We start from the raw sequence: 15,076 nt of genomic DNA, 5'->3' as shown, positions 1-15,076 counted from the left end.
ACACGTGTTCCTGACGATCTCCCTCAGCGGCGACGCCGCCCACCCGGCCACCGACCTCGGGTACCTGCTGCACAAGCACCCGGGCAAATCGCAGCGCTTCTCCACGTCCTACGGAACCGCGCACGTCTTCTACCCCGAGGCGGAGGACGCGCGCTGCACGGCCGCCCTGCTGCTGGAGACCGATCCCGCGGCGCTGGTGCGGCGCGGCAAGGGCAAGGGCCGCGGCGGCGCCCCCGACGCGGCACTCGCGCAGTACGTCAACGACCGCCCCTACGCCGCCTCCTCCCTCCTCGCCGTCGCGCTGAGCGCCGTCTTCTCCAGCGCCATGCGCGGGGTGTGCGCCGCCCGCCCCGAGCGGGCCGCCGCCCCGCTGCCGCTGCGCATCGAGGTCCCCGTCCTGCCGGCCCGCGGCGGCGCGCCGCTCGTCCACCGGCTGTTCGTGCCGCTGAGCTGGCGCGTGGACGCCCAACCGGTGCCGCTGGACACCGAGTTCCCGCAGTGGGGCGCCTCGCGGTACGTCCGGCTCGTGCTCGAATCCGCGACGCTGACCCTCGCCGAGGCGCTGCGCCACCTGTACGTCCTGCTGCCGGTCCTCGACGACGCCAAGCACTACTGGGTCTCCGCCGACGAGGTCGACAAGCTGCTGCGGGCCGGCGAGGGCTGGCTGCCCGGCCACCCGGAGCAGCAGCTGATCACCAGCCGCTATCTCTCCCGCCGCTGGTCGCTGACCCGGCAGGCGCGCGAGGCGCTGGAGCTGGTGCGGCTCGCCGAGGCCGACGACAGCGAGGTCGAGGCGATCGACAACGCGGTCGGCGAGGAGACCGAGGCGGAGGAGAGGCCGACCCCGCTCGCGGTCCAGCGCCGGGACGCGATCGTCACCGCGCTGCGCGCCCGCGGCGCCGCCCGCGTGCTCGACCTCGGCTGCGGCCAGGGGCAGTTGGTGCAGGAACTGCTGAAGGACGTCCGCTTCACCGAGATCGTCGGCGTCGACGTGTCGGTGCGGGCGCTCACCATCGCCTCCCGGCGGCTCAAGCTCGACCGCATGGGCGAACGGCAGGCGTCCCGCGTCCAGTTGATACAGGGCTCGCTCGCCTACACCGACAAGCGGCTCAAGGGCTACGACGCCGCCGTGCTCAGCGAGGTCGTCGAACACCTCGACCTGCCCCGGTTGCCCGCCCTGGAGTACGCCGTGTTCGGGCACGCCCGCCCCCGCACGGTCGTCGTGACCACCCCGAACGTCGAGTACAACGTCCGCTGGGAGACCCTGCCCGCCGGACACGTCCGGCACGGCGACCACCGCTTCGAGTGGACCCGCGCCGAGTTCCGCGCCTGGGCCGCCGAAGTCGCCGAACGGCACGGTTACGACGTGGAGTTCGCGCCCGTCGGCCCCGACGACCCCGAGGTGGGACCGCCCACCCAGCTGGCCCTGTTCACCATCCGCGCCGAGAAGGAGGCGAAGGCGGCATGACCGGAACACCTGACGGACGGGTCCTTCCCGTCACCGACCTCTCCCTCGTGGTCCTCGTCGGCGCCTCCGGCTCCGGCAAGTCCACCTTCGCCCGACGGCACTTCAAGCCCACCGAGGTGATCTCCTCCGACTTCTGCCGCGGCCTGGTCAGCGACGACGAGAACGACCAGGGCGCCTCCCGCGACGCCTTCGACGTCCTGCACTACATCGCCGGCAAGCGGCTCGCCGCCGGGCGCCGCACCGTCGTGGACGCCACCAGCGTGCAGCAGGACAGCCGCCGTCAGCTGATCGAACTGGCCAGGCGGTACGACGTGCTGCCCATCGCCATCGTCCTGGACATGCCGGAGGAGGTGTGCGCCGAGCGCAACGCGGCCCGCACCGACCGCGCCGACATGCCGCGCCGGGTCATCCAGCGGCACATCCGCGAACTGCGGCGCTCGCTGCGGCACCTGGAGCGCGAGGGCTTCCGCAAGGTGCATGTGCTGCGCGGCGTCGAGGAGGCCGAGAGCGCCACCGTCGTCACCGAGAAGCGCTTCAACGACCTCACCCACCTCACCGGCCCCTTCGACATCATCGGCGACATCCACGGCTGCTCCGCCGAACTGGAGTCGCTGCTCGGCAAGCTGGGCTACGTGGACGGCGTCCACCCCGAGGGCCGCACCGCCGTCTTCGTCGGCGACCTCGTCGACCGGGGCCCGGACTCGCCGGGCGTGCTGCGCCGCGTGATGTCGATGGCCGAGGCCGGCCACGCGCTGTGCGTGCCGGGCAACCACGAGAACAAGTACGGCCGTTACCTCAAGGGCCGCAAGGTCCAGCACACCCACGGCCTCGCCGAGACCATCGCCCAGATGGAGGGCGAGAGCGAGGAGTTCCGGGCGCGGGTGCGGACGTTCCTCGACGGGCTGGTCAGCCACTACGTCCTCGACGGCGGCAAGCTCGTCGTCTGCCACGCCGGACTGCCCGAGAAGTACCAAGGCCGTACCTCCGGCCGGGTCCGCTCGCACGCGCTGTACGGCGACACCACCGGCGAGACCGACGAGTTCGGGTTGCCCGTGCGCTACCCGTGGGCGGAGGACTACCGGGGCCGGGCCGCGGTCGTCTACGGCCACACCCCGGTGCCGGAGGCGAGCTGGCTCAACAACACCATCTGCCTGGACACCGGCGCCGTCTTCGGCGGCAAGCTGACCGCGCTGCGCTGGCCGGAGCGGGAGCTGGTCGACGTACCGGCCGAGCGTGTCTGGTACGAGCCGGCGCGCCCGCTGCGCGCCGAGGCGCCCGGCGGAGCGGACGGACGCCCGCTGGACCTCGCCGACGTGCGGGGGCGCCGGGCGGTCGAGACCCGGCACGCGGGCATGGTCGCGGTCCGCGAGGAGAACGCGGCGGCGGCCCTGGAGGTCATGAGCCGCTTCGCGATCGACCCGCGCCTGCTGCCGTACCTGCCGCCGACCATGGCGCCGACGGCCACCTCCGCGGTGGACGGCTACCTGGAGCACCCGCGGGAGGCGTTCGCGCAGTACGCGGCGGACGGGGTGGCGCGGGTGGTGTGCGAGGAGAAGCACATGGGCTCGCGGGCCGTGGTCCTGGTGTGCCGGGACGCGGCGACGGCGGCGAAGCGGTTCGGTGTGGAGGGGCCCACGGGCGCGCTGTACACCCGTACCGGGCGCCCCTTCTTCGACGACGAGCCGATGACGGAGGAGATCCTCGCCGGCCTGCGCACGGCCGTCTCGGACGCCGGTCTGTGGTCCGGACTGGACACGGACTGGCTGCTGCTGGACGCCGAGCTGATGCCGTGGTCGCTGAAGGCGGCGGGCCTGCTGCGCAGCCAGTACGCGGCCGTCGGCGCGGCGGCCGGGGCGGTGTTCCCGGCCGCGCTGGCCGCGCTGGAGGCGGCTGCGTCGCGCGGCGTGGAGGTGGGCGGGCTGCTGGACCGGCAGCGCGAACGCGCCTCGGACGCCGCCGCGTTCACCACCGCCTACCGCCGCTACTGCTGGCCCACCGACGGCCTCGCCGGGGTGCGCCTCGCCCCCTTCCAGATCCTCGCCACCGAGGGCCGCAGCCTCGCCGGGCTCCCGCACGACGAGCAACTGGCGCTGCTGGACCGCCTGGTGGAGCACGACGGCACCGGCCTGCTGGCCACCACCCGCCGCCTGTACGTCGACACGGGCGACCCCGAGTCGGTCGCGGCGGGCGTCGACTGGTGGCTGGAGATGACCGGCCGCGGCGGCGAGGGCATGGTGGTCAAGCCCCTCACCGCGCTGGCCCACCGCCCGGACGGCCGCCTGGTCCAGCCCGGCATCAAGTGCCGGGGCCGCGAGTACCTCCGGATCATCTACGGCCCCGAGTACACCCGCCCCGACAACCTCGACCGCCTGCGCCGCCGCTTCCTCAACCACAAGCGCTCCCTCGCCCTGCGCGAGTACGCCCTCGGCCTGGAAGCGCTGGACCGGCTGGCCGCGGGTGAGCCGCTGTGGCGGATCCACGAGGCGGTCTTCGGCGTCCTGGCCCTGGAGTCCGAACCAGTGGACCCACGGCTGTAGGGCGGCCCCGCGCCGGATGCCGTCACCGGTATCCGGCGGTCTTGTGGCCCCAGGCGCCGAGGTGGACAAGCCGGGGGCCACCCCTTGTCGTCAAGGAGAGGAGAAGCGTCGGGGGCCGGGGATCGAACTGAAGTCGCAACAAGAGCGCTCCGAAATGGCCGAGGGGCGGGTGAATCCGGTCCCCGGTGGTCAGGATGGTCACATGGGATTCCATGTCGACTCCGAGGCCGGGCGGCTGCGCCGCGTCATCCTGCACCGGCCCGATCTCGAGCTCAAAAGGCTCACCCCCAGCAACAAGGACGCCCTCCTCTTCGACGACGTCCTCTGGGTGCGCCGGGCCCGCGCCGAGCACGACGGGTTCGCCGACGTGCTGCGCGACCGGGGCGTCGCCGTCCACCTCTTCGGCGATCTGCTGGTCGAGACCCTGGCGCTGCCCGAGGCCCGCACCCTGGTCCTGGACCGCGTCTTCGACGAGCGGGAGTACGGCCCCCTCGCCACCGCCCATCTGCGCGCCGCCTTCGAGAACCTGCCCGCGCGGGAGCTGGCCGAGGCCCTCGTCGGCGGCATGACCAAGCGGGAGTTCCTGGCGGCGCACGCCGAGCCGACCTCCGTCCGCTTCCATGTGATGGAGCTGGACGACTTCCTCCTCGCCCCGCTGCCCAACCACCTCTTCACCCGCGACACCTCCGCCTGGATCTACGACGGGGTCGCCATCAACGCCATGCGGCTGCCCGCCCGGCAGCGCGAGACCGTCCACTTCGAGGCGATCTACCGGCACCACCCGGTCTTCCGCGAGGAGCGCTTCCACCTCTGGTCCGAGGGGCAGGCCGACTACCCCTCCACCATCGAGGGCGGCGACGTCCTGGTGATCGGCAACGGCGCGGTCCTCGTCGGGATGAGCGAGCGCACCACCCCGCAGGCCGTGGAGATGCTCGCGCACAAGCTGTTCGCGGCCGGCTCCGCCCGGACGATCGTCGCGCTGGACATGCCCAAGCGGCGCGCCTTCATGCACCTCGACACGGTGATGACGATGGTCGACGGCGACACCTTCACCCAGTACGCCGGGCTCGGCATGCTGCGCTCGTACACCATCGAGCCGGGGGCGGGCGAGAAGGAGCTGAAGGTCACCGACCACCCGCCGGAGCACATGCACCGCGCGATCGCCGCCGCCCTCGGGCTCGGCGAGATCCGGGTGCTGACCGCCACCCAGGACGTGCACGCGGCCGAGCGCGAGCAGTGGGACGACGGCTGCAACGTGCTCGCCGTCGAACCCGGCGTCGTCGTCGCCTACGAGCGCAACTCCACCACCAACACCCATCTGCGCAAGCGGGGCATCGAGGTCATCGAGATCCCGGGCAGCGAGCTGGGGCGGGGCAGGGGAGGCCCCCGGTGCATGAGCTGTCCGGTGGAACGGGATCCTGTGTGAGGAGGCGCACCGGACAGGACTGCATAAACTTACTATCGGTCGTATAGAATTCCAGAGTCCTGTCAGTCGTACCCCTGGAGCGCCCTCATGGCGACAGTCCCGACCGCCCTCGCCGGCCGCCACTTCCTCAAGGAGCTGGACTTCACCGGGGAGGAGTTCCGCGGTCTGGTCGAGCTGGCCGCCGAGCTGAAGGCCGCCAAGCGGGCCGGGGCCGAGGTCCAGTTCCTCCGGGGCCGCAACATCGCGCTGATCTTCGAGAAGACCTCGACGCGCACCCGCTGCGCGTTCGAGGTCGCGGCCGCCGACCAGGGCGCCCGTACGACGTACCTGGACCCGTCCGGCTCACAGATCGGGCACAAGGAGTCCGTGGCGGACACCGCCCGCGTGCTCGGCCGGATGTTCGACGGCATCGAGTACCGCGGCGACAGCCAGGCCAAGGTCGAGGAGCTCGCCGCGTTCGCCGGCGTGCCCGTCTACAACGGCCTCACCGACGACTGGCACCCCACCCAGATGCTGGCCGACGTGCTCACCATGACCGAGCACTGCGCCAAGCCGCTGACAAAGACCGCCTTCGCCTACCTCGGCGACGCCCGCTTCAACATGGGCAACTCCTACCTGGTCACCGGCGCCCTGCTCGGGATGGACGTGCGGATCGTGGCGCCCGAGCAGTACTGGCCCGACCCCGAGATCGTGGCCCGCGCCCGCGAGCTGGCGAAGACCAGCGGCGCGGTGCTCACGCTGACCGAGGACATCGCCGAGGGCGTGCGCGGCGCCGATTTCGTCGCCACCGACGTCTGGGTCTCCATGGGGGAGCCCAAGGAGGTCTGGGCCGAGCGGATCAAGGCACTCGCGCCGTACGCCGTGACCATGGACGTGCTGCGCGCCACCGGCAATCCGGACGTCCGGTTCCTGCACTGCCTGCCCGCCTTCCACGACCTCGGCACCCGAGTCGGCCGCGAGATCCACGAGGCGTACGGCCTGACCTCCCTGGAAGTCACCGACGAGGTGTTCGAATCGGCGCACTCCGTCGTCTTCGACGAGGCCGAGAACCGGCTGCACACCATCAAGGCCGTGCTGGTCGCCACACTCGGCCGCTGACCCTGGTAACCGCCCCCGACCAGGGATTATCCTGATCGGCGGCCTCGCGACCACCCACGTGGCGGGGCCACTGGCGCGACCGTCGTCCCGTCGCTCGCACCCGCGACGCATCCCGTCGCACCCGCCGCTCGCACCGGCGGTCGTCATCCGGCCGCCCGCACCACCAGAAACGAGCACCACCCGCAATGCCCGCTCCTCGCATCAAGTCCCCCCACCTGCTCGTCGCCGAATCCGGTGCCGACCGCGAGGGACACGGCCTGCAACGCACGATGGGCCTCTTCCAGCTCATCTGCTTCGGCGTCGGCGCCATCGTCGGCACCGGCATCTTCGTCGGCCTCTCCGACTCCGTCGCCCAGGCCGGCCCCGCCGTCGTCGTCTCCTTCGTCCTCGCCGCGATCACCTGCGTGTTCACCGCCTTCTCCTTCGCGGAGCTGGGCGGCGCGATCCCGGTCTCCGGCTCCTCGTACTCCTTCGCCTACGCCGGTCTCGGCGAGTCCACCGCCTTCCTGGTCGGCTGGTGCCTGCTGCTGGAGTACGGCATCTCCATCTCGGCCGTCGCGGTCGGCTGGAGCCAGTACGTCAACGAGCTGCTGCACAGCCTCGTCGGCTGGCAGCTGCCCGCCGTGCTGTCGGCGGGGCCGGGCGACGGCGGCATCGTCAACCTCCCCGCGGTGCTCGTGATCGCCATGGCCTCCGTGCTGCTGGTGCGCGGCGTGCGCGAGAGCGCCGGCGCGACCGCCGCCATGGCCGCCGTCAAGCTGGTGATCCTGATCGCCTTCTGCGCCATCGGCTACAGCGCCTTCAAGCACGGGAACCTCACTCCGTTCTCCCCGGCCGGCCTCGGCGGCATCGGCGCGGGCACCACCGCCGCGTTCTTCTCGTACATCGGCTTCGACGCGATCACCACCGCCGGCGAGGAGGCCAAGAACCCCCGCCGTGACATCCCCGTCGCGATCATGGTCTGCATGGGCATCGTGACGCTGCTGTACTGCGCGGTCGCGCTCGCGGCCATCGGCGCCATCGGCGGCAAGCAGGTCGCGGGCCGCCCGGCCGCCCTGTCCTACGTCGTCAACGAGGTCACCGGCTCCACCATCGGCGGCGGCGTGATCGCCTTCGGCGCGGTCGTCGCCATCGCCTCCGTGGTCCTCGCGGTGATGTACGGCCAGACCCGCATCCTGATGTCGATGTCCCGCGACGGCCTGATCCCGCGCGTCTTCGAGAAGGTCTCCCCGAAGACCTCCACGCCGGTCGCGGGCACGCTGATCGTCGCCGTCGTCTTCGCGCTCCCGGCGGCCTTCGCCTCGCTCGACGCGGTGATGAACCTGTGCACCATCGGCACCCTCGCGATCATGGCCGTGGTGAACCTCGCGGTGATGACCCTGCGCCGCCGCGAGCCGGGCCTGAGCCGCAGCTTCCGCGTCCCGCTCTACCCGGTGGGCCCGCTGCTCGGCATCGCCTTCTGCCTGTACCTGATGTTCGAAACCGGCTGGCACACCTGGCTCCAGTTCGCGGTGTTCCTCGCGGTGGGCTTCGCCGTGTACGTCGCCTACGGGCGCCGGCACTCCACGCTGGGCCGCGACCTAGCCGCCGCGGCGGACCGGGCCGGTGTCACAGCGGACGGCGCGGAGCGGGAACCGCAGGAAGCGTGAACCACACCGCCTTGCCCCTCGGGGTGGGGCGGTGTCCGCAGGAGGCGCTCAGGGCGCGGATCAGCAGCAGCCCGCGCCCGCCCTCCTGCCAGGGATCGGGCTCCTCCAGCACCGGCCGGGTCAGCCCGCCGGGCGGCGCGGGGTCGGGGTCGTGCACCTCGACCTGGCAGCCGGTCGGCAGCAGCTCCACCACCAGCTCTATCGGACCCCGGCCCGCGGTGTGCTCCACCGCGTTGGCCACCAGCTCGGCCGTGAGCAGCTCCGCCGTGTCGCGGTCGGCGGCGTGCGCCACCTCGGAGAAGGCCGAACGCACCAGGGCACGGGCCGCCGGCACCGCCGCGGTGGTGTGCGGCAGCGCCAACCGCCAGGAGGCCGACCACAGGGGCGTCGCGCGGTGACTCGACGAGGGGCGGTGGCCCGGCGACGGGCGGGCGGGGCGTTCGTGCAAGGCGAGTCCGTTCATGGAGCAGGCTGTCCTGCTTTCGACTGTAGGAATGGTACGGGCCCGGTCGTCCGAAATGGCCGGCGGCCCGCGCCGGAGGCCGTCGCCCCCGGTACCGGACGCCCTACCCCGCCCGGCGCCCCGCCTCGCCCGCCGGAGCCCGCTGTTACGGCGCTGGAGCAGACCGGTGACAGTCGGCGCGATCCGGCTGGAAGTCGCCCACCGCTTCCCCGGCCTGTCGCGCACTCGTGACGACAGTCACAAACAAGTGATAGCTTCGAGGGACCGCGCAACGTACGGCACCGCCACCCAAGGGAGGCCGCACGTCATGAGTCCCTTCACCGGCTCCGCCCGCCGCACCGCCGACTGGGAGCACCTGCGCCTCCGGATCGCCGACGGGGTCGCCACGGTCACCCTCGCCCGCCCCGACAAGCTCAACGCCCTCACCTTCGGCGCCTACGCCGACCTGCGCGACCTGCTGGCCGAGCTGTCCCGCGAGCGCGCGGTGCGCGCCCTGGTGCTGGCCGGCGAGGGGCGCGGGTTCTGCTCCGGCGGCGACGTGGACGAGATCATCGGCGCCACCCTCGCCCTGGACACCGCCCAGCTCCTCGACTTCAACCGGATGACCGGCCAGGTGGTACGGGCGATCCGCGAATGCCCGTTCCCGGTGATCGCCGCCGTCCACGGGGTCGCGGCGGGCGCCGGCGCGGTCCTCGCCCTCGCGGCCGACTTCCGGGTCGCCGATCCGAGCGCCCGCTTCGCCTTCCTCTTCACCCGCGTCGGCCTGTCCGGCGGCGACATGGGCGCGGCCTATCTGCTGCCCCGCGTCGTCGGCCTCGGCCACGCCACCCGCCTGCTGATGCTGGGCGAGCCGGTCCGCGCCCCCGAGGCCGAGCGGATCGGCCTGATCAGCGAACTGACCGAGGAGGGCCATGCCGACGAGGCCGCGGGCGCGCTGGCCCGCCGCCTGGCCGACGGGCCGGCCCTGGCCCACGCCCAGACGAAGGCGCTGCTGACGGCGGAGCTGGACATGCCGCTGGCCGCGTCGGTCGAACTGGACGCGGCGACGCAGGCGCTGCTGATGAACGGCGAGGACTACCGGGAGTTCCACGCGTCCTTCACGGAGAAACGGCCCCCCAAATGGCAGGGAAGGTGACCTTTCATGCCGACGTCAGGTGCACCGACCCCAGCAATGCGGGGCCGCGGTCGAGATGCGTCCACCGCCGCGCGGGTGGGGCAGGCCGCGGCGGCCCCGCAGCTGTCTGAGCGCGCGGGTCAGGGCACGGCGGCCGCGCACCCGCCCGAGCAGGCTGGTCAGGTCGCGGCGGCCCCGCACCCGCCTGAGCGGGTGGGGCAGGACACGGCGACCGCGCAGCCGCCTGAGCGGGCGCGGCAGGTCTCGGTGGTTCCGCGACCGTCGGCGGCGGCCGGCCACCCGCCACGAGTCGCGATCGTCGGCGGCGGTCCCGGCGGCCTGTACGCCGCCGCCCTCCTCAAACGCCTCGACCCCGCCCGTGAGGTCACCGTCTGGGAGCGCAACGCCCCCGACGAGACCTTCGGCTTCGGCGTGGTTCTCTCCGACGAGACCCTGGGCGGCATCGAACACGCCGACCCGGTCGTCTACGAGGCACTGCAACGGCACTTCGTCCGCTGGGACGACATCGACATCGTCCACCGCGGCACCCGCCACACCTCCGGCGGCCACGGCTTCGCCGCCCTCGGCCGGCACCGCCTCCTGGAGATCCTGCACACCCGCTGCCAGGACCTCGGCGTCCGGATCGAGTTCCGCACCCAGGCCCCGCCCGTCCGGGACCTCACCGCCGCCTACGACCTGGTCGTCGCAGCCGACGGAGTCCACAGCACCACCCGCCAGACCTACGCAGACGTCTTCCGCCCCGAGATCACCGGCCACCGCTGCCGCTACATCTGGCTCGCCGCCGACTTCGCCTTCGACTCCTTCCGCTTCGAGATCGCCGAGACCGAGCCCGGCGTGATGCAGCTGCACGGCTACCCGTTCTCGCCGGACGCCTCCACGGTCATCATCGAGATGCGCGAAGAGGTCTGGCGGGCGGCCGGGTACGACGAGATGGACCCGCGCGAATCGACCGACCGCTGCGCCAAGATCTTCGCGGAGGCGCTGCGCGGCCGCCCCCTGCGCTCCAACAACTCCGCCTGGACGACCTTCCGTACGGTGGTCAACGACCGCTGGTCGCACGGCAACCTCGTGCTGATCGGCGACGCCGCCCACACCGCCCACTTCTCCATCGGCTCCGGCACCAAACTGGCCGTCGAGGACGCGCTGGCGCTCGCCGCCTGCCTGCGTGAACAGCCGGACGTACCGGCCGCGTTGGCGGCGTACGAGGCGGAACGCAAGCCCGTCGTCGCCTCGACCCAGCGGGCCGCGCGGGCGAGCCTGGAATGGTTCGAGAACGTGCGCCGGTACCGGGACCAGCCGTCCCGCCAGTTTGCCTTCAACCTGCTCACCCGCAGCCGCCGCGTCACCCACGACAACCTCCGGCTGCGCGACGCCCGCTTCACCGAGTCCGTGGAGCGCGAGTTCGGCTGCCCGCCCGGCACGCCCCCGATGTTCACCCCGTTCCGGCTGCGCGGGCTGACCCTGCGCAACCGGGTCGTCGTCTCGCCGATGGACATGTACTCGGCCACCGACGGCGTGCCCGGCGACTTCCACCTCGTCCACCTCGGCGCCCGCGCGCTCGGCGGCGCGGCGCTGGTCATAACCGAGATGGTGTGCGTGAGCGAGCAGGGCCGCATCACCCCCGGCTGCGCCGGCCTCTACACCGGCCGCCAGGCGGAGGCGTGGCGGCGGATCACCGGCTTCGTGCACCGGCAGGCACCGGGCACGGCGATCGGCGTGCAGCTGGGGCACTCGGGCCGCAAGGGCTCGACCAAGCTGATGTGGGAGGGGATCGACGAGCCGCTGCCGAGCGGCAACTGGCCGATCGTGGCTCCCTCCCCGCTGCGCTACCGCCCGGACAGCCAGCTTCCCCGCGAACTGACCCGCGCCCAACTCACCGACATCCGCGAGCAGTTCACCTCGGCCGCGTGGCGCGCCGCCCGTGTCGGCTTCGACCTGCTCGAACTGCACTGCGCCCACGGCTACCTGCTGTCCAGTTTCCTGTCCCCCCTCACCAACGGCCGCACCGACGCGTACGGCGGCTCACTGGAGCGGCGCCTGCGCTTCCCGCTGGAGGTCTTCGACGCGGTCCGCTCGGTATGGCCCGCCGAACGCCCGATGACGGTCCGCGTCTCCGCCACCGACTGGGCCGAGGGCGGCACGAGTGACGAGGACGCGGTCGAGATCGCCCGCGCCTTCGCCGCGCACGGCGCCGACGCGATCGACGTCTCCACCGGCCAGGTCGTCTCCGACGAGCGGCCGGAGTTCGGCCGCTCCTACCAGACCCCGTTCGCCGACCGCATCCGCCACGAGGTCCGGGTCCCGGTGATCGCCGTGGGCGCGATCTCCTCCTGGGACGACGTCAACTCCCTGATCCTGGCGGGCCGCACCGACCTGTGCGCACTGGGCCGCCCCCACCTCTACGACCCCAACTGGACCCTGCACGCCGCCGCCGAACAGTCCTACACCGGCCCCGGCATCCACTGGCCCACCCCCTACCACGCCGGCAACCGCCGCCCCCAAACCGGCCGCACGGACACCCCCAAACCCCGCCTGTCACTGGACGACTGATCCCCCCTCCGCGGAGCACGCCGAGCCCTACTACGCCGCTCCCGCGGGGGAGGGACCACCCCCGCAGGCGCGGGGACCACACGGTGTGGTTCCTGGCGGAAGTGGGATTCAGGTCGATCGCTCTCCCGGCGCGGTCCGTTAGTGGCACCGACCGCCCGGCGCCGGCCGCCAGCGGCCCGCCTTCCCCGGACCGCTCCACGCAGCCCCCTGCCCCGCCGCTCCTGCCTCGCACGCCCGCGCGTCCCCCAGATGGCGTACAGCCCGAATCGCCGCGGCCCCCATGAGGTTGGACCTCGGTCCAATTTTGTCGCGTTACATCTCGAAACCGCAGGTCAGCGGCATGCCACGAGGTGCCCGCAACGAACTGTGCCGACGGCCACAGCAAACGGGGTGCGCGAAGGCGCATAATGAGTCATGACAAAGCCCTCCGCACCGAAGCGCCATCTGCCGACGAGCCCCTTCAAGGCCCCGGTCGCGCCGGTCCCCAAGCACTTCGCCCTGGGCGACCAGGTCACGCACGACATGTACGGCCTCGGCCGCGTGATCGGCATCGAAGAGGGCGTCGCGGCGCTCGTCGACTTCGGCTCCTCGCAGATGCGGATCTTGAGCCCGTACGCCAAGATGACCAAGCTGTAGTACCGCTGTGCCCGGCACGGCACACCAGGCCCCCTCGGGGACCTGTCACGAAAGAGAGCCCTCCCATCGACTCGACGTCACTGTTCTCCGCCCCGGAAGGCCGGCCCCACCGCCCTACCGAGGCGTCGCCGCCCCCGGCGACCAACCCCTTCCAGGCCCCCGACTTCGGTGAGGCCGACACCTTCCCGGCGGACGACGCCGAGCCACCCGCCTCGGACATCCGCAGGCCGCGCCCCAGGGCGGCCTAGCCCCACTTGAACGCCTATCCCTGGACGGGAAGCTCCGGGTGGCGGGCCAGGAACACCAGGTAGGCGATGGCCGCCGTCGCCCCCAGCAGAGACAACCCGCCGCCCGCGACGGCTCGCCGCCTGCTCGCCCGCCCCGCTCCCGACGCCCGGTACTCGACCCAGGACCGCACCAGGCCGATCAGGGCCAGCGGCAGCGCGCCGCAGGAGACCAGAGCCCAGAACGGGCAACAGAACCAGCACCCCACGGACGCCCCACCGAACCAGACGGCAACCGCCGCCTTCTGTTGCGCCTCGCCCGCCCCGCCCACAGGATCCATGATCCGATCCAAGCAGTACGCCCGCGGCGGGCGGGCGGCGGGACCTCGGGACAAGAGGCGAACGCCGGACCGCCGCGATCGGGCACCACTTCGACGTACCGCAGACCGCCGCCCTCGTCGGCATGACGGAAGTGGCGCCGCGAGGCAGCACGTTCGTCGAGCCCTCGGATGTCCTCCCCGATCTCCGCCGCGACGCGCTCCGGATCGGTCACGAGACCACCGTCCCACGGCGTCGACGGCGGCCGGCGTCGGCGGCACCCCGTGAACGGGTTTGCCCTCCGCGCCAGCGGCAACGCGGAGTTCATGAGTCAGACGAACAGTGACACGCAGCAGAATTCGGTATCCAAGGCCCGGCGGGCCACCGCGAAGGTGACCGCTCCGGCGTCGCAGGCGGCGGAGAAGGCGGCCGAGAAGTCGGATGACGTGGCGTCGGCTGCCGTGAGCGCGGCGGAGCGTACGGCGGGGACGGGCGCCGCGGTGGTGCGCGGTGCGGCCGAGCGGGTCCAGGCCGGTCGGCAGGTCGTCGTCGCCGCCTCCGGACGGGCCGCCGGCCTGGCCAGGACGGCGTGGACGATGGTCGCCGGCCGGAAGGCCGTCGCCGCCGGGGCGGGAGCGGGGCTCGCGGCTGTGACCGCGGTGTCGTATCTCGCCGGGCGCCGGGCGGGGCGTCGTACGCACGGCCCGATCACCCGGCTCACCGGCGGTCGGATCTGACGGCAGGTCAGGTCGGGTTCAGCGCGAACTCCGCGCCCCTGTCCCGCAGTCGGTCGTGCAGCGCCCGGAACACCGCCGAGGAGCGCACGCCCGGCCAGTCGGCGGGAAGCAGGTCGGTGGGGAGTCCGGGGTCGGCGTAGGGCAGATGGCGCCAGGAGTCGAGGGTGAGGAGGTAGTCGCGGTAGGCATCCTCCGGCGGGGTGTCCGTGCGGCGTTCCCAGGCCCGGAGGAGAGGGGCGTGGGTGTCCAGGAAGCGCAGGTGTTCCTTGGCGATCGACTCCAGGTCCCACCAGCGGGCGACCGCCTCCGGGGTCGGGGTGAAGCCCAGGTGCTCGCCGCGGAAGAAGTCGACGTACGGGTCCAAGTGCAGTCGGCGCAGGGTGTGTTCGGTCTCCTCGTACAGCCGCGAGGGGGCGATCCAGACGCCGGGGGCCGCCGTGCCGAAGCCCAGGGAGGCCAGCCGGGAGCGCAGCACATGGCGCTTCTGGCGTTCGGTCTCCGGCACCGAGAACACCGCGAGCACCCAGCCCGCGTCCTCGGGCGGCGCGGCGGCGTAGATGCGGCGGTCGCCGTCCTCCATCAACTGGACGGCCTCGGGCGAGAGTTCGTACCCCGCGGCGCCCGTCTCCGTGCGGGCGGGCAGGAGCAGTCCGCGGCGCTTGAGGCGGGACACCGAGGAGCGGACGGAGGGCGCGTCCACGCCGACCGCGGCCAGCAGTCGGATCAGCTCGGCGACGGGCATCGGGCCCGGCATGGAGCGGCCGTACGCGCCGTAGAGCGTGACGATGAGAGACCTGGGTGCGTGCTGCTCGGACACGATGATCATCTTAGGTCG

The 15,076-nt window shown here is 72.6% G+C and carries 12 protein-coding genes; 9 read left to right on the top strand and 3 right to left on the bottom strand.

What is annotated here, in order from left to right; genetic code table 11:
• The first annotated feature begins 4 nt into the window (after positions 1 to 4).
• The 5 genes from ACE4Q9_RS08075 to ACE4Q9_RS08055 all read left to right on the top strand — a co-directional run bounded on the left by ACE4Q9_RS08075 (position 5) and on the right by ACE4Q9_RS08055 (position 8,178).
• On the top strand, positions 5 to 1,468 hold the full coding sequence (locus ACE4Q9_RS08075; protein WP_397983552.1) for a 3' terminal RNA ribose 2'-O-methyltransferase Hen1: 1,464 nt from the start codon (positions 5 to 7) through the stop codon (positions 1,466 to 1,468).
• Positions 1,465 to 4,005, top strand: coding sequence for a polynucleotide kinase-phosphatase (locus ACE4Q9_RS08070; RefSeq protein WP_397983551.1), 2,541 nt, complete (start codon positions 1,465 to 1,467; stop codon positions 4,003 to 4,005). Before ACE4Q9_RS08075 ends, ACE4Q9_RS08070 begins: the two co-directional genes overlap by 4 nt.
• 202 nt (positions 4,006 to 4,207) lie before the next feature.
• A complete protein-coding gene (locus tag ACE4Q9_RS08065) occupies positions 4,208 to 5,431 on the top strand; it encodes an arginine deiminase (protein ID WP_397983550.1) in 1,224 nt (407 codons plus the stop codon).
• Between the two features lie 87 nt (positions 5,432 to 5,518).
• Positions 5,519 to 6,529, top strand: coding sequence for an ornithine carbamoyltransferase (argF, locus tag ACE4Q9_RS08060; RefSeq protein ID WP_397983549.1), 1,011 nt, complete (start codon positions 5,519 to 5,521; stop codon positions 6,527 to 6,529).
• Positions 6,530 to 6,714: 185 nt separating this feature from the next.
• Complete coding sequence (locus tag ACE4Q9_RS08055) at positions 6,715 to 8,178, top strand: amino acid permease (RefSeq protein WP_397983548.1); 1,464 nt, start codon at positions 6,715 to 6,717, stop codon at positions 8,176 to 8,178.
• Here ACE4Q9_RS08055 and ACE4Q9_RS08050 read toward each other — a convergent pair.
• Positions 8,138 to 8,641, bottom strand: a complete 504-nt coding sequence (locus ACE4Q9_RS08050; protein ID WP_397983547.1) for an ATP-binding protein — start codon at positions 8,639 to 8,641, stop codon at positions 8,138 to 8,140. The two genes, ACE4Q9_RS08055 and ACE4Q9_RS08050, sit on opposite strands and share 41 nt — an antisense overlap.
• A gap of 307 nt (positions 8,642 to 8,948) precedes the next feature.
• Here ACE4Q9_RS08050 and ACE4Q9_RS08045 point away from each other — a divergent pair, with 307 nt between their 5' ends.
• The 3 genes from ACE4Q9_RS08045 (at position 8,949) to ACE4Q9_RS08035 (ending at position 12,962) form a co-directional block, all read left to right on the top strand.
• Positions 8,949 to 9,776 (top strand): enoyl-CoA hydratase family protein, encoded by an 828-nt coding sequence (locus tag ACE4Q9_RS08045; protein ID WP_397983546.1) that lies wholly within the window; start codon positions 8,949 to 8,951, stop codon positions 9,774 to 9,776.
• A 6-nt stretch (positions 9,777 to 9,782) separates the two neighbouring features.
• Positions 9,783 to 12,326: a bifunctional salicylyl-CoA 5-hydroxylase/oxidoreductase gene (locus ACE4Q9_RS08040; protein WP_397983545.1), complete on the top strand. Its 2,544-nt coding sequence runs from the start codon at positions 9,783 to 9,785 to the stop codon at positions 12,324 to 12,326.
• Between the two features lie 414 nt (positions 12,327 to 12,740).
• The gene (locus ACE4Q9_RS08035; protein WP_397983544.1) at positions 12,741 to 12,962 is read left to right on the top strand and encodes a hypothetical protein; all 222 of its coding nucleotides are present in this window, start codon (positions 12,741 to 12,743) and stop codon (positions 12,960 to 12,962) included.
• Between the two features lie 262 nt (positions 12,963 to 13,224).
• Here ACE4Q9_RS08035 and ACE4Q9_RS08030 read toward each other — a convergent pair whose 3' ends face one another.
• A complete protein-coding gene (locus tag ACE4Q9_RS08030; RefSeq protein WP_397983543.1) occupies positions 13,225 to 13,527 on the bottom strand; it encodes a hypothetical protein in 303 nt (100 codons plus the stop codon).
• A 303-nt stretch (positions 13,528 to 13,830) separates the two neighbouring features.
• Here ACE4Q9_RS08030 and ACE4Q9_RS08025 point away from each other — a divergent pair, with 303 nt between their 5' ends.
• Entirely contained in the window at positions 13,831 to 14,241 is a 411-nt protein-coding gene (locus ACE4Q9_RS08025) for a hypothetical protein (protein WP_397983542.1), read from the top strand.
• 7 nt (positions 14,242 to 14,248) lie between these two features.
• Here the strand turns inward: ACE4Q9_RS08025 and ACE4Q9_RS08020 are convergent, their stop codons facing one another.
• Entirely contained in the window at positions 14,249 to 15,067 is an 819-nt protein-coding gene (locus ACE4Q9_RS08020) for a PaaX family transcriptional regulator C-terminal domain-containing protein (protein ID WP_397983541.1), read from the bottom strand.
• Positions 15,068 to 15,076: the final 9 nt, after the last annotated feature.

The sequence above is a fragment of the Streptomyces sp. AM6-12 genome, from assembly GCF_044327085.1.
Taxonomy (GTDB): Bacteria; Actinomycetota; Actinomycetes; order Streptomycetales; family Streptomycetaceae; genus Streptomyces.
The sequence above is the reverse complement of the archived record's forward strand: the minus strand, read 5'-3'. Positions and strand labels throughout refer to the sequence as shown.